Annotated in this window: 10 protein-coding genes; all 10 read right to left on the minus strand. The window is 68.8% G+C overall.

Annotated features, from left to right (window positions below; translation table 11 throughout):
* Positions 1-43 precede the first annotated feature (43 nt).
* The 10 genes from QM721_RS10760 to QM721_RS10805 all read right to left on the minus strand — a co-directional run bounded on the left by QM721_RS10760 (position 44) and on the right by QM721_RS10805 (position 14,454).
* The gene (locus tag QM721_RS10760) at positions 44-1,357 is read right to left on the minus strand and encodes an ABC transporter permease (RefSeq protein ID WP_415121766.1); all 1,314 of its coding nucleotides are present in this window, start codon (positions 1,355-1,357) and stop codon (positions 44-46) included.
* Positions 1,354-2,535 carry an ABC transporter permease gene (locus QM721_RS10765; protein WP_415121768.1) on the minus strand — a complete coding sequence of 394 codons (1,182 nt, stop codon included), beginning with the start codon at positions 2,533-2,535 and terminating at the stop codon, positions 1,354-1,356. Before QM721_RS10765 ends, QM721_RS10760 begins: the two co-directional genes overlap by 4 nt.
* Positions 2,535-4,115, minus strand: a complete 1,581-nt coding sequence (locus QM721_RS10770; protein WP_415121770.1) for an ABC transporter ATP-binding protein — start codon at positions 4,113-4,115, stop codon at positions 2,535-2,537. The genes QM721_RS10765 and QM721_RS10770 overlap by 1 nt, the downstream gene beginning before the upstream one ends.
* 75 nt (positions 4,116-4,190) lie before the next feature.
* Positions 4,191-5,294, minus strand: a complete 1,104-nt coding sequence (locus QM721_RS10775; RefSeq protein ID WP_415121772.1) for a BMP family lipoprotein — start codon at positions 5,292-5,294, stop codon at positions 4,191-4,193.
* Between the two features lie 164 nt (positions 5,295-5,458).
* Positions 5,459-6,484 (minus strand): phosphotransferase enzyme family protein, encoded by a 1,026-nt coding sequence (locus tag QM721_RS10780; protein WP_415121774.1) that lies wholly within the window; start codon positions 6,482-6,484, stop codon positions 5,459-5,461.
* Between the two features lie 46 nt (positions 6,485-6,530).
* The gene (meaB, locus tag QM721_RS10785) at positions 6,531-7,565 is read right to left on the minus strand and encodes a methylmalonyl Co-A mutase-associated GTPase MeaB (RefSeq protein WP_415121776.1); all 1,035 of its coding nucleotides are present in this window, start codon (positions 7,563-7,565) and stop codon (positions 6,531-6,533) included.
* Positions 7,566-7,736: 171 nt separating this feature from the next.
* Complete coding sequence (gene scpA / locus QM721_RS10790; protein ID WP_415121778.1) at positions 7,737-9,926, minus strand: methylmalonyl-CoA mutase; 2,190 nt, start codon at positions 9,924-9,926, stop codon at positions 7,737-7,739.
* Entirely contained in the window at positions 9,923-11,782 is a 1,860-nt protein-coding gene (locus QM721_RS10795; protein WP_415121780.1) for a methylmalonyl-CoA mutase family protein, read from the minus strand. The genes scpA and QM721_RS10795 overlap by 4 nt, the downstream gene beginning before the upstream one ends.
* Before the next feature lie 121 nt (positions 11,783-11,903).
* Positions 11,904-13,130 (minus strand): phosphotransferase, encoded by a 1,227-nt coding sequence (locus QM721_RS10800; protein ID WP_415121782.1) that lies wholly within the window; start codon positions 13,128-13,130, stop codon positions 11,904-11,906.
* On the minus strand, positions 13,111-14,454 hold the full coding sequence (locus tag QM721_RS10805; protein ID WP_415121784.1) for a hemolysin family protein: 1,344 nt from the start codon (positions 14,452-14,454) through the stop codon (positions 13,111-13,113). The genes QM721_RS10800 and QM721_RS10805 overlap by 20 nt, the downstream gene beginning before the upstream one ends.
* Positions 14,455-14,497: the final 43 nt, after the last annotated feature.

The raw sequence follows: 14,497 nt of genomic DNA on the forward strand, positions 1-14,497 counted from the left end.
GGCTGCCGGCGTTGCGCCCGATCGTCTGCCGCGGGCAAGGCCATCACTTCGTATAGGGCACGCCGTCGGCGGCAGGGGCACGAGTGCGTCCGATCAGACCGGCGACCGCGATGATGGTGGCCACATACGGCAGCATCAGCAGAAACTGGCTGGGCACCGGGGTGTTGAGGGTCTGCAACTGCGAGGCCATCTGCACCACGAAACCGAAGAACAGCGCCATGGTGGCCGCCAGCACCGGGTGCCAGCGACCCATGATCACCGCGGCCAGGGCGATGAAGCCGTTGCCCACGGTGAGGTCCTTGCTGAACACGCCCACCGAGCCGACGGTGAAGAACGCCCCGCCCAGCCCGGAGAAGACGCCAGCCACCAGCACCGCCTGCCAGCGCACCCCCTTGACCGAAATGCCGACGGTGTCGGCGGCCTTCGGATGCTCGCCGACGGCCCGGACGCGCAGCCCCCAGCGGGTGCGGAACAGCAGCCACCAGACCACCACCACGGCGACGATCGCCAGGTACACCAGAATCGTCTGGTTGAACAGGATCGGCCCCAACAGCGGAATGTCGGCCAGCAGCGGAATCGAAATCGGGTCCATCACCGGGGCGTTGTTCAGCGCCCGCGAGTTGGGTTGCACCAACTGGTCGAACAAGAAGCCGGTGACGCCCGAGGCGAGCAGGTTGATCACCACGCCCAGCACCACCTGGTCGACCAGGTACTTGATCGCGAACAACGCCAGCAGCGCCGCCATCAGCACACTGGCGAACACCGCGGCGAACAGCGCGGCCGGAATCGACTTGGTGACCGAACCGACGATCGCCGCAGCGAAGGCGGCGGTGAGGAACTGGCCCTCGATCGCCACGTTGACCACGCCCGCGCGTTCGCCGACCACGCCACACAGGGCACCCAGAATCAACGGCGTGGCGGTGAACACCGTGCCCGCGAGCTGATTGGCAACCGGGAACGGCAGGTCTTTGCCAGCGGCCGCCCAGGTGAGAAAGCCCAGGACCACCGCCAACCCGGCAACGATGCCGGCCACCATGGGCAGCCGGCCCCGCAGCCGTCCGGAGACGAAACCTGCCCCGGCCAGCAGACACAGCACCGCGCACAGCGCCACCATCGCGGCGCCGGGCACCTCGATGGTGGGCAACTGGACGTCGGCGAACGCGTCCGACAGCGCGAACCGGGCGGTGCCGGTGGTGCTGAAGAACAGCACGCCGAGCAGCAGCCCGACCACCACGATCAACACCCCGGACGACAGCCGCGCCCGCCGGGCGTCGCGCGACTCACGAACCTCGAAATGCAGCTCTTCGGGTGCATCGGCGAGGCTCGGCACGTGCGGCTCATGGGTAGCGGTGCTCATGCGTCGGCTCCCGTCAGCGAAACCCCGCGTTTGCGGGCCTTGAGAAACGGCACCAGGGTCGAGACCAGTTGCGGCGCTGCGACGAACAGCACCACCAGGGCTTGCAACACCAGGGTGAGGGTGAGCGGCGTCTGCGCGACGCTCTGCATGGCCAGGCCGCCGGCACTCAAGCCGCCGAACAGCAGCCCGGCCAGCACGATGCCGATCGGCTTCGAACGGCCGAGCAGGGCCACTGTGATGGCGTCGAAGCCGACGGTGCCGACCAGTCCTTCGGTGAGCGGCACGGGCACCCCGGTGACCGAAGGCCCGAGTGCCGACTGCACCCCGGCCAGGCCGGCCAGGGCGCCGGCGACCGCCATGGTGATGATCGTGGTGGCACCCACGTTCATGCCGGCGGTACCGGCCGCGTGCGGGTTGGCGCCGACGGCCCGAATCGAGAAGCCGATCACCGACCGGTCGAGCAGCCACCACACCGCCACGGCAGCCAGCAGCGCCACGAAGAAGCCCAGGTGCAGTTGCTCGTACAGTTGCGGGAAGGCGGCCGACGACGGCACCTCGGGCGAGATCGGGTCGCTACGGCCCGGACGCTGAAACACCGTCGTGGTGAGCGCCCACGCCAGCAGACCGGCGGCGATGTAGTTCATCATGATCGTGACGATCACCTCATGCGCCCCGGTCTTGGCCTTGAGCCAGCCGACGATGCCGCCCCACAGCGCGCCCGCGATCAGGCCGGCCAGCACGGCCACGAGCAGATGGATCACCGGCGGCAGCGGCAACGAGAAGCCGACCCAGGCCGCAGCCATCGCGCCGAGGATCGCCTGGCCCTGGGCGCCGATGTTGAACAGGCCGGCGCGAAAGGCCAGCCCGACGGCCAGGCCGGCACAGATCAGTGGCGCAGCCGCCGCACTGGTGGCCGACAGTGCCGTCGGCGAACCGACCGCACCGACCAGCAGTGCACCGTAAGCGGTCGACACCTTGGTCCAGGCGCTGCCCAGCGCCAGACCGGGGGCGGTGAACAGGTAGTTGAAGTTGCCCGACACCTGGGGGTCGGCCACGATCATCAGAATCGCGCCGACGATCAGCGCGAGCACGAACGCGGCCAGGGTGATCATCCAGTCCCGCCACCGGGTGCTCGCCCAGGCGCGCAGGCGCGTCGAACGCGGGTCGCTGTCAGCCATCAGTGGTCCTCTCCCCCGGCCCGGGCGTCGTCCGCGGCCACCTGGACGGCCTCGTCGTAGCCGACGCCGGCCATCATCATGCCCATCACGTCGCGTGGAGTATCGGGCGCCACAATGCCGACGATGCGGCCCCGGTACATCACCAGTACCCGATCGGCGAGCGCCTCGACCTCTTCGAGTTCGGTCGAGACCAACACCACCGCCGTGCCCTTGTCGCGCTCCTCGACGATGCGCTTGTGCAGAAACTCGATCGCCCCCACGTCAACGCCCCGGGTAGGCTGCGATGCCACCAGCAACGCCAGGTCGCGGCTCAGTTCGCGAGCCAGCACCACCTTCTGGGCGTTGCCGCCCGAGAGTGACGACCCGACGTTCTGCACATCGGGGGTGCGAATGTCGAACTCGTCGCGCAGCCGCACCGCGTTCTCGTTGATCGCCTTCAGGTTGAGCGACCCGCCGGTGGCGAACGGTGCGGAGTCGAACCGGTTGAGCACCAGGTTCTCGGCGATGCTGAAGCTGCCGATGAAGCCGTCGAACTGCCGGTCTTCGGGGACGAACCCGACGCCCGCGGCGATCGCCTGCCTGGGGGTGCAACCGCTCAGGTCGTCGCCGTCCAGGCTGATCTGCCCCGACAGCAGCGGAATATTGCCCAGCAGGGCGTCGGCGAGCTCGGACTGACCGTTGCCCTGGACGCCGGCGATGCAAAGAATCTCGCCGCCGGCCACCTCGAAGGTGATGCCGTCGACCACCACCGCACCGGCCGAATTGGCGATGGTGACGTCGTCGAGCTGGAGCCGGACGGCCCCCGGCGCCGCGGGCTGCTTGGCGACCGTCAAGTCGACCGCGCGGCCCACCATCAGTTGGGCCAGTTCGGTCTCGGACGAGCTGGGGTTGGCGCTGCCCACGATCTTGCCCCGGCGCAGCACGGTGATGCGATCGGCGATCGCCCGAACCTCGCGCAGCTTGTGGGTGATGAAGACGATCCCCTTGCCCTCGTCCCGCAGCCCCTGCATGACAACCATCAACTCGTCGATCTCTTGCGGGGTGAGCACCGCGGTCGGCTCGTCGAAGATCAGGTACTTGGCATCGTTGGCCAGGGCCTTGAGAATCTCGACCCGCTGCTGCACTCCCACCGGAAGGTCTTCGATGATCGCGTCGGGGTCGACCGGCAGGTTGAACCGCGCCGACAACTCGCGCACCTTGGCCTTGGCGGCCTTGAGGTCGACCACCACGCCGGGCTCACGACCCAGGATCATGTTCTCGGCCACGCTGAACACCTCGACCAGCATGAAGTGCTGGTGCACCATGCCGATGCCCGCGGCCATCGCCGCCTTCGGGTCGTCGAACGACTGGGGCCGTCCGTCGATCACGATCTCGCCACCGTCGGGCTGGTACAGCCCGTACAGCACGTTCATCAGCGTCGACTTGCCCGCCCCGTTCTCGCCGAGCAGGCAGTGGATCTCACCGGGTCTGATGTCGAGGTCGACTGCGTCATTGGCCACGAAAGAGCCGAACTTCTTGGTGATTCCCCGCAACTGCAGCCCGACAGCCTGCTCAGAATCCTGCGACACCGGCTGACTCACTTCACACCACCTTCTCTTGCGTCAGTGCCCTGCAACGGCAGAAGGGGGGCGCATCGCCCCCCTTCACCGGTCAGATCAGGCAGTGGTCTTGATCGAGCCGTCGATGATTCCGGCCTTGATCGCGTCGAGCTCCGCCTTGGTCTCGTCGGTCACCTTGCTGTCCCAATCGTGGAAGGGCGCCAGGAAAGTGCCGCCGTTGGCGAGTGTGCCCAGGTAGGGCTCGTTGCTGAATTTGTCGTCCTTGGCGGCCTTGATCGCTTCGAACACAGCCACGTCCATGGCCTTGGCGACCGAGGACGGAATGATCGAGCAGTACTGCTCCTGACTGATGCAGCCGTCGGTGTCGACCCACAGCGAGCCGACCTTGCCGTTGCTGGCTTTAGCCACCTGCAATGCGCCCTCACTCGACGGGCCGGCCACCGGCAGCAGAATGTCGGCCCCCTGTGCCATCAGGTTGGTCGCCACCTTCTTTCCGCCGGGCACGTCGTCGAAGGGCGATTGCCCGCCGATGAACGTGCCGTCCTTCTTCGTGGTGTCCCAGCCGAGCACCGCGACGCTCTTGCCCTTCTGCTGGTTGTAGTAGGCGACGCCGCGCGCATAGCCGTCCATGAACGAGGTGACCGCGGGGTAGGGTGCGCCACCGAAGGTGCCGACCTTGCCGGTCTGGCTCAGCGAGGCGGCCAGGTACCCGGCCAGGAACGAGGGCTCAGAGGCATCGAAGACCAGGCCCTTCAAGTTGTCGGGGGCGGTGTTCTTGCCCTCGTCGTCGCTGTAGGAGTGGTCGACGATGGCGAAGTCGATGTCGGGGTTCTTCTTGGCGGCGGCCAGGGTGGCGTCACCGAGCGCGAAACCGACGGTCACGATGATGTCGCACTTCTGATTCACCATTTCTTGAACGTTCTTGGCATAGTCAGCCGCGGCCGCGGACTGCACCTCGTTCTTCTGCACACCCAGCTCGGCGACCGCTTTGGTCAGGCCGGCGTAGGCGGTCTCGTTGAACGACTTGTCGTCGAAGCCACCAGAGTCCGACACCATGCAGGCCTTGAAATCGGACTGGGCGACCGTGGCCGAAGCCGAGGCGGTGGCCGATGCCGAGGTGGCTGCCGGCGGCGTGGCACAACCACCGAGGACGAGGGCGAATGCACCGAACGCGACGGGTGCAATCAGGGACTTCTTCACGAACCTGCCTCCTGAGCAAGATGACCGAAGGGCTCTCTCCGCCCCCGAACTGGTGCACACCATAGGTGATCCAGCGCCCGGCCGTCGCGCCCGAAGACCCCTGGAGGGCACGGTGTGACAGAGTTGTTACGCACGGTCAGTTCGGGGCCCGCACGCCGGGTACGTCACGCCGGAACCTCCCGGTCTCGAGCCAATGCCGCAACCGCGACGTGGCGTTCACCACGTAAACGGGCAGCATGTCCTGAAATTCGGCGTTGGCCTGCGCCAGCAGATCGTCGAGGAGCAGCAGGTTGCGCCCGGCGACCATGCCCTCGAGCACGGCGGGCCGAACCTCGGGCAGCGGCCAGCACCTGGGCGTAACCCTGCTTCAGCGCCGCCTCCAGCGACTCGTCGTCGCGCAGGTAGAAGACGGTGATCGCCAGGTCGAGCGCCGGCACGCCCAGCCCCGCATCGTCGAAGTCGAACACCCGCAGGTTCGCCAGGCCATCGCCGCTTGAGCCCCCGCCGGTCGAGCCTGTCGATACCCACTTCAGGTTGCCCCCGTGCAAGTCGGCATGCAACGGAATGATCGCGTCGGTTGCGAACGCCTGGTCCTGGCACGCCTGGGCCCGCTGGTAGGCGGCGAGTACGACCTCGCGGGCCTCGGCGTTCAGCGCCGGGTGGTCGTCGAACCGGTTGGGCAGGTCGGTGAGCACGTTGTCGAACCGGGGCAGCTCGGCGCCCGCGGGCAGGCTCCAGCCACTGGCGTGGTCGTGCAGGATCGCCATCGCCCGGCCCACCACCCGCGCCCGGTCGAGGGTCGGCCGGTTGCCCAGATCACGGCCGTCGAGCCACGAGAACAACACCGCCGCGACGCTCCGGCCGTGATCTGGGCTGGGCACCCGGGCCGCCCAGTCGCCACTGAGGGTGCGCTGCGGCGTCGGCACGCGCAGACCGGTGTCGGCCGCGATCGCCGCCAGCCAGCTCACCTCGGCCAGCAGGTTGGGCTCGGGTTTCGGCATGGCGGTGTTGAGCCGCAGGGCGTACCGGCGGCCGTCGGCGGCGTCGATGCGAAAGGTCGTGTTGTACCCGTGCAGCAACAGCCGCACCCGGGCGTCCGCCAATCCCCAGGCCGGAAGGTCCCGCACCGCGAGCCGTCTCAGCCGCTCCACCTGGGTGCGGCGGGCGACCTTGGCGAACGGCTTGCGCACGGCCGAAACCCTACTGCGGGCCCTCGACGCGCTCCATCGGCGGGGGTCAGCCGGTGAAGCCCGCCTGGTCACCGGGCCGAGGCGGCCACAGCGTCGGCACGTCGGCGACGAACGCCCGCACCAGGTCGTCGGCACCCTCGAGCGCTGAGAGCTCGTTGCCGGCGATGGCCGCCTCGATGCCTGCCCGCAATGCCCGCACCCGCGGCGAGTTGCGGACGCCGTCGAGCACCTCACCCTCGGCCAGCGACCACAGCCACTGAAGCTGTTGCCGGGCACGGCGCGGCTCCAGACCGCCGTTGGCCTCCAGGTAGGCGCGGTGGTCGAGAACGGCTTGCCACACGTCGTCCAGGCCCTTGCCGGTGTACGACGACGAGGTGAGCACCGGCGGTCGGCGGGCGTCCGGGTCGGAGCTGATCAGCTTCATCGCGATGGTCAGCTCGCGGGCGGTCACCCGGGCCTCGCCCTCGTGCTCGCCGTCGGCCTTGTTCACCGTGATCACGTCGGCCATCTCGAGAATGCCGCGCTTGATGCCCTGCAACTGGTCACCGGCCCGGGCCAACGCGATCAGCAGAAACGTGTCGACCATGCCGGCCACCGCGACCTCGGACTGGCCGACGCCCACCGTCTCGACCAGCACCACGTCGAAACCAGCGGCCTCCATCACGATCATCGATTCACGGGTGGCCCGGGCCACCCCGCCGAGGTGACCGCCCGAGGGCGAGGGCCGTACGTAGGCGTGGTCGGATGCCGTGAGGGCCGCCATCCGCGTGCGATCACCCAGAATCGAGCCGCCGGTGCGCGACGATGAGGGGTCCACGGCCAGCACCGCGATCCGGTGGCCCTGGCCGATCAGCTTCACCCCGAGCGCGTCGATGAAGGTGGACTTGCCCGCACCGGGCACGCCAGTGATGCCCACCCGCACCGACCCACCGGCGTCTGCGCGCAGCCGCCGCAGCAGTTGCTTGGCCAGCTCGCGATGGTCGGGCCGCGACGACTCGACCAGCGTGATCGCCCGGGCGATGTGCGCTCGCGATCCCGCCCGCACCCCGTCAGCGAGTTCGTCGGGGTTCATCCTGCGCATCTGCCCACCCTTTCAGAGTTCACGCCAACACCGGTGATTGAGGCGTCGCAAACCACGAGGCCCCGAGGTCTCGACACGCTTGACCAATCGGTTCAGGGGACGGTTCCTTGGTCGGTTCAAGGAACCGTCCCCTGAACCAAGCGGAACCGTCCCCTGAACTGGCGCCACGGCTCAGGCGGGGTCGATCCGATCTTTCAGCTTCTGCAGCAACTCGATCGCGGCGTCGGGAATGATCGTGCCGGGCGGGTAGATCGCGTCGGCCCCCTTGGCCCGCAACTCGTCGAAATCCTGGGCCGGAATGACGCCGCCGACCACGATCATCATATCGTCGCGGCCAAGGGCGTCGAGTTCGGCCCGCAGTGCCGGCACCAGGGTCAGGTGACCCGCGGCCAGCGACGAGACGCCAACCACATGCACGTCGGCCTCGACCGCCTGCCGGGCCACCTCGGCCGGGGTTTGGAACAGCGGGCCGACGTCGACGTCGAAGCCCAGATCGGCAAACGCCGTGGCGATCACTTTCTGGCCGCGGTCGTGGCCGTCCTGACCCATCTTGGCGACCAGAATGCGCGGACGTCGCCCTTCGGCCTTCTCGAACTGCTCGACCAGGCCGCGGGCCTGCTCCACCCCTCGGGTCGTGCCGGTTTCGCTGCGGTACACGCCACTGATGGTACGGATCTGCGCGGTGAACCGCCCGAACTCCGACTCCAGCGCGTCCGAGATCTCACCCACCGAAGCCTTGGCGCGGGCTGCGTCGATGGCCAGCTTCAGCAGGTTGCGGTCGACATCGGTCGGATCCGGGTTGGCCGCGGCCCAACTCAGCCGGCGCAGCGCCTCGGCGGTCGCGTCGGCGTCCCGCTCGGCGCGCAACCGATGCAGCTTCGCGATCTGCTGCTCGCGCACCACGTTGTTGTCGATCTTGAGCACCTCGGGCGGCTCGTCGTTCTCGACGATGTAGGAGTTGACGCCGATCAGCGGCTGCCGCCCGGAGTCGATCCGGGCCTGGGTGCGGGCGGCCGCCTCTTCGATGCGCATCTTCGGAATGCCCGCCTCGATCGCCTTGGCCATGCCACCGGCTGCCTCGACCTCGCTGATGTGCCCCCAGGCCTTGGCCGCCAGTTCGTAGGTGAGCCGCTCCACGTAGGCCGAGCCGGCCCACGGGTCGACGACCCGGCAGGTGCCCGACTCCTGCTGAATGAACAGCTGGGTGTTGCGGGCGATCCGGGCCGAGAAGTCGGTCGGCAGTGCGATCGCCTCGTCCAAGGCGTTGGTGTGCAGCGACTGGGTGTGTCCCTGGGTGGCGGCCATCGCCTCCAGGCAGGTGCGGCCCACGTTGTTGAACACGTCCTGCGCGGTCAGCGACCAGCCGGACGTCTGCGAATGCGTCCGCAGCGACATCGACTTGGGGTTCTTCGGGCCGAAATCGCGGACCAGCTTCGCCCACAGCATCCGGGCTGCGCGGAATTTGGCGACCTCCATGAAGAAGTTCATCCCGACCGCCCAGAAGAACGACAGTCGCGGAGCGAACTGATCGACCTTGAGGCCCACCGACTCGCCGGCCCGGATGTACTCGACGCCGTCGGCCAGCGTGTACGCCATCTCGATGTCGGCGGTCGCCCCGGCCTCCTGCATGTGATAGCCGGAGATCGAGATCGAGTTGAACTTCGGCATATTCGCCGAAGTGAACGCGAAGATGTCGGAGATGATCCGCATCGACGGCGCCGGCGGGTAGATGTAGGTGTTGCGGACCATGAACTCTTTGAGAATGTCGTTCTGGATGGTCCCGGCCAGCTGCGCCGGCTGCACCCCCTGCTCCTCGGCGGCCACCACGTACAGCGCCAGCACCGGCAGCACCGCGCCGTTCATGGTCATCGACACGCTCATCTGATCGAGCGGGATGCCCTCGAACAGTTGCCGCATGTCGAGGATCGAATCCACCGCGACCCCGGCCATGCCGACATCACCGGTGACCCGCGGGTGGTCGGAGTCGTAGCCGCGGTGGGTGGCCAGGTCGAAGGCGATCGACAGACCCTTCTGGCCCGCCGCCAGGTTGCGCCGGTAGAAGGCGTTGGACTCCTCGGCGGTCGAGAAGCCGGCGTACTGCCGGATGGTCCATGGCTGGTTGACGTACATGGTGGCGTACGGCCCGCGCAGAAACGGCGGAATGCCCGGGTAGGTGCCCAGAAAGTCCAGCCCTTGCAGGGCCTCGTCGGCGTAGACCGGCGGCACCAGAATGTGCTCAGGGGTCTGCCAACCTTGGGAGTAGGACGGCACCTGCTCGATCAGATGCTCCCACTGCTGGCTCGAATCGGCCGGCGGGACCGCGTCCCCCAGCTCGATGCCCACGAAACGCGGCACGCTCACTTCGCCACTCCCAACTTGTCCAGTGTGCCGGCCAGGAAGCCGGCGACGTCCATGCCGTCGAAGATCTCGCCGTCGATCACGTCGACGGCGCAGTCAGCGGCGGTCTCGCTGCGGCGTCCGGCGATCAGCACGGTGTCGACACCGGCCGCCTTGAGCGCCGTGGCCACCTCGATCGCCTGCGTCGCGTACACCCGCGCCGAACTGCACAGAATGACCGTGGTCGCCCCGGCCCGCCTGACCTGCTCGACGATCTCGGACGCCGTGCCGCCCTCGCTACTGGGTCGCTCGATGCCGACGACCAGCAGCACGTTCGCGGTGAACTGCTCGCGTGGCCCGAAATCGCGACGGGCGCCCAGGCAGGCCAGGAACACCTGCGGCTTGTGGTCCGACGCCGCCACCCGGTCGCGCAGCGCCTCGAACACCTCGCTGTCGCGGTGCGGCTGCAGCCCTCCCTGTCTGGGGTGCACCGGCCGGGGCCGGACCTCCAGTGGCTGCTCGTGCTCGGCCGGGAACATCGACACGCCGGTGATCGGCTGTTTACGGCTGGCCAGCCGGACGGCCCGCTTGGCCACCGTCTCACCGATCCAGTCGGCGACCCGGCCCTGGGCCAATGCCTTCGCCATGCCACCGGCCGCCTCGATCTCACCGACCCGCGCCCAGGCCCGGCGGGCGAGCTGGTCGGTCAGGCTCTCGACGTACCACGAGCCGCCGGCCGGGTCGGCAACCCGGCCCAGGTTCGACTCCTCGGCGGCCAGCAGTTGAATATTGCGGGTCATCCGGCGCGAGAACTCGGTGGGCAGGCCCCACGCGGTGTCGTGCGGCAGCACCGTGATCGACTCCGCGCCGCCGGTGGCGGCGGCGAAGGTGGCGATGGTGCCGCGCAGCAGGTTCACCCACGGGTCGTCGCGGGTGATCATCCGCCACGACGTGACGGCCAGTTGAACGGCGCCGCGGGCTGCAGCCGGGACGCCGCTGACCTCCCCCACCCGAGCCCACAGCCGGCGCAAGGCGCGCAGCCGAGCAATGGTCATGAACTGGTCGGCGTTGGCCGGCACGCGGAACGCGATCTGGCTGAAGGCCCGCTCCGGGCTGATGCCGTCGGCCTCCAGATCGCGCAGGTATTCCACGCCGGTCGCGATCGCGAAGGCCAGCACATCGACGTCACCGGCACCCGCGTCGTCATAGAGCAGGCCGTCAATAGCGATCGCCCGGGCCTTGGGAAACTCGGCCAGGCCGGTGGCGACCCAATCGCGCTGCGGGCCGAACTCGGGTGCCTGGCCGGTCAGGGCCGCGTGGCCGAGGGCGTCCAAGCCGAGGCTTCCGCCCACTGCGGACGCCTTGCCGCTGGCCCTCCAGAAACCGGCCAGCGCCTGCGCGGCGGTGACCTGGTCGATCCGGCTGCTGACCCGCAGCCGGGCCAACTCGGGCAACACCCCGGCCAGCACCCCGGCCACGTCGGCGGCGGCGATCGCGTCGGGGTCGACCCGTAGCCACAACGACACCGCGCCACGGTTCAGGTCGGTGAGCACGGCGGCGTTGCTGTAGCCGACGTCGGGGTCTTCGTGCAGTTGGGTGATGTCCCAGGCGTGGATCGTGCCGGTGCGCAGGCTGGTACCGCGGGTGAACGGCATCACCCCGGGGTGGCCGAGGTCAGGGCCGGCGCTCGTCGTGGAATAGAGCGGATCGATGATCAGATCGTCCACCGTCGTGGTGGTGAGCCGTTTCATCGCCTGCTCGATGGAGAGTTCCTTGCCCTCGGGACGGCGCCGGTTGAGCACCTTGAGCACCTCGGCCTCCCAGTCCTGCCGGCTTGGCGCCGAGAAGTCGCCGGCCAGGGTCAGCGGAGATTCAGTCATACTACGGAGCGTAGTATTCATCGCGGGGCCATGTCGTCCGTCCGTCGGAAAAGGGTCGCGGGGTGAGCCTCGCGGTCTCGCGATTCGGAACGTCGTATGACGCGGGGCCCGCCCGGGCGCGTTACCCGACCTGGCGCACCAGCGCCTCGGCCGAGGCGATCATCCGCAGCGTCTCCCACTCCCACTCCGGCTCCTGCCCACGGAACGGGCCGGTGGCCAGCGAGATGATCACCGCGGCCGCCCGCAGCCGCAGCTCCAACGGGTCGACCCGCGTGTCGAAGACCGGCACCCAGGTGCGGATCAGCCGGTGCACCTTCGCCTCCTGCGCCGGGTTCATCCGCTGGATCGTCGACAGGTGCGCGATCAAGCAGGCCAGGTCGTCGGCCCGGCGGCCCGGGCCGACGGTGTCGACGTCGAGAATGCCGACGATGCGTCCGCCGGCCACGTGCACCTGGCCCTCGTGGAAGTCGCCGTGGGTGGGCTCGTTGCCGAGCGGAACCGACGCCAGCCCGTCGGCGATCTGCCCGGTGAGCCAGGCCAGCTTGTCGGTGGCCCTGGGCACCGCGGCGGCGACCATCTGGGCGTAGTGCTGCACCGCATCGGCCCAGGGCGGACGCCGCTCGAGCCTGGCCACGCTCATCGGCATGGCGTCGAGCAGGTGAATCAACTGCTCGGCGGTGCACGGGTCGGTCTCGTCGAACACCGCCTTGGCCAGCGGACGTCCGGCGAGATTGTGCAGCAGCAGCAAGGCGTCGTCGGTGGTGGCGGCGACGCGCGGGGCCGGCACCCCGGCGGCCAGCAGCACCTGGTGCCGGCGCACCACGTCGTCGAACACGCGCTCCCGCAACACCTTGCAGTACAGCGTCACCGGCGGCTGCCCCACCTCGACCCGCAGCACGGCGCGGCGCCGCGGCCGATAGCCGATCATCCGCAAGGCCACCTCGCCGGCATCGACCGGCCGCCCGAGCACGTCGTGATCGGTCAGCACCCCGGCCATCTGCTCGGTGTAGGCGGCCCGGGCCAGGCCGGGCAGGTCGGGGTCGTTGGGGTAGATCCAAACGGCCACCTCGCGGTCGCCGTCGGCAAAGATCTCGGCCCTGGTGTCGGACGCCGCCGGCCCGGAGGCCCGCGCGCTGACGCCCAGCAGTTCGTCCCGTTCGCCGTAGGGCCACGCCACGGTGGCCGAGTAGGTCGCCGTCGTGGACTGCTGCGGGTTGGCGTCGATGTGGTCGAGGGCCCAGTTGATCAGCCGGCCACCGGCGTGCTCGACGGCGGCCCCCAGCAGCTCCGCCACCTCGGGTGAGGTGAGCAGCCGCGAACCGTCCGGATCATGTTCCAGCATCGTCATCCGGCTCCGGCGCCGCGCCGATGCGGTGCAGCCTGATCCGGGCGGCACGACGTCCGTCGAGCTCGCTCACGGTGAACTCGAAATGTTCGACCTCGGCCTCGCCGGCCTCGATCGGGTCGAGGGCCACCACGACGGTGTCGCCCACTTCGGGCAGGTGGCCCAGATGAGCCATCACGAACCCGGCCACCGTGTCGTAGGGCCCCTCGGGCAGCACGTAGCCGTTCGCCTCGGCGAACTCCTCGATGGTTTCGAGTCCGTCCAGCTCGGCATTGGCCGGCGAGGCGGCCGGCTCGCCGGCCGGCTGGTCGAACTCGTCAGAGATGTCGCCGACCAGCTCTTCGACCAGGTCCTCCATCGTGACGATGCCGGCCGTGCCGCCGTACTCGTCGCGCACGATCGCCAGATGAGCGTTCGCGGCGCGCAGCTCAGACAGGGCGCGCAGAATCTTCATGGTGTGCGGCAGCGACTCCACCGGACGCACCAGTTGGCGCACGGGCGCGTTGCGCGCGGCCGGGTCGAGATCGAACAGGTCGCGCACGTGGACGAAGCCCAGCACGTCGTCGACGTCTTCGCCGATCACCGGGTAGCGGCTGTGCGGTTGGTCGTGAAAAGTGCGAATGACCTTGTGGGCGGGCATGTCACCGGCCAGAAAGTCGACCTCGGTGCGCGGCACCATGGCCTCGCGCAGGCTCACCTGCCCAGCAGCGAAAACCTCGTCGACGATCTGTCGCTCCTCGTCGCCCAGGGTCGATGACGAGGTGACCATGGCCCGCAATTCCTCGTCGGTCACCTCTTCACGACCGGCCTTGGGGTCGCCGCCCAGCACCAGCACCAGCGCGTTGGTCGACGCGCCCAGAAACCAGATCACCGGACGGGCCAGGGTTGCGATGGCGTTCACCAGCGGCGCCAGCGCCATCGCGAAGCTCTCGGCGCTCTGCATGGCCAGGCGCTTGGCGGTGAGCTCGCCGATCACGATCGAGAAGTAGCTGATCACCACCGTGATGGTCACCAGCGAGACCGGCCCGGCAGCCCCCTCGGGAACACCCCAGCCGATCAGCACCTCAGACAGTGGCTCTTCGAGCGTCGCACCGCCGAAAGCGGCCGACAAAAAGCCCGACAAGGTGACGCCGATCTGCACCGCCGACAGAAACCGGTTGGGGTTGGCGGCAAGGTTGGCCACGGTCTTACCCCGGGCACCCCGGCTCGAAAGCTGCTTGACCTGGCTCTCGCGCAGCGAGACCAGCGCCATCTCGGCCGCGGCGAAGACGCCGCCGATGACGATGAACAGGAAGATCAGCAGCATGTTGCTGATGACTGCGTTCATCGGATCCTTCCCTCGGTGAAGGCCCAAGCGTATCGGGCCTCAC

It is taken from the genome of Micropruina sp. (genome assembly GCF_047602085.1).
Lineage (GTDB): Bacteria > Actinomycetota > Actinomycetes > Propionibacteriales > Propionibacteriaceae > Micropruina.

Excerpts from the sequence above, each read along its gene's own strand:
- QM721_RS10760 (WP_415121766.1), bottom strand. The coding sequence starts at position 1,357 with ATGAGCACCGCTACCCATGAGCCGCACGTGCCGAGCCTCGCCGATGCA.
- QM721_RS10765 (WP_415121768.1), bottom strand. The coding sequence starts at position 2,535 with ATGGCTGACAGCGACCCGCGTTCGACGCGCCTGCGCGCCTGGGCGAGC.
- meaB (WP_415121776.1), bottom strand. The coding sequence starts at position 7,565 with ATGCGCAGGATGAACCCCGACGAACTCGCTGACGGGGTGCGGGCGGGA.
- QM721_RS10795 (WP_415121780.1), bottom strand. The coding sequence starts at position 11,782 with ATGACTGAATCTCCGCTGACCCTGGCCGGCGACTTCTCGGCGCCAAGC.
- QM721_RS10800 (WP_415121782.1), bottom strand. The coding sequence starts at position 13,130 with ATGACGATGCTGGAACATGATCCGGACGGTTCGCGGCTGCTCACCTCA.
- QM721_RS10805 (WP_415121784.1), bottom strand. The coding sequence starts at position 14,454 with ATGAACGCAGTCATCAGCAACATGCTGCTGATCTTCCTGTTCATCGTC.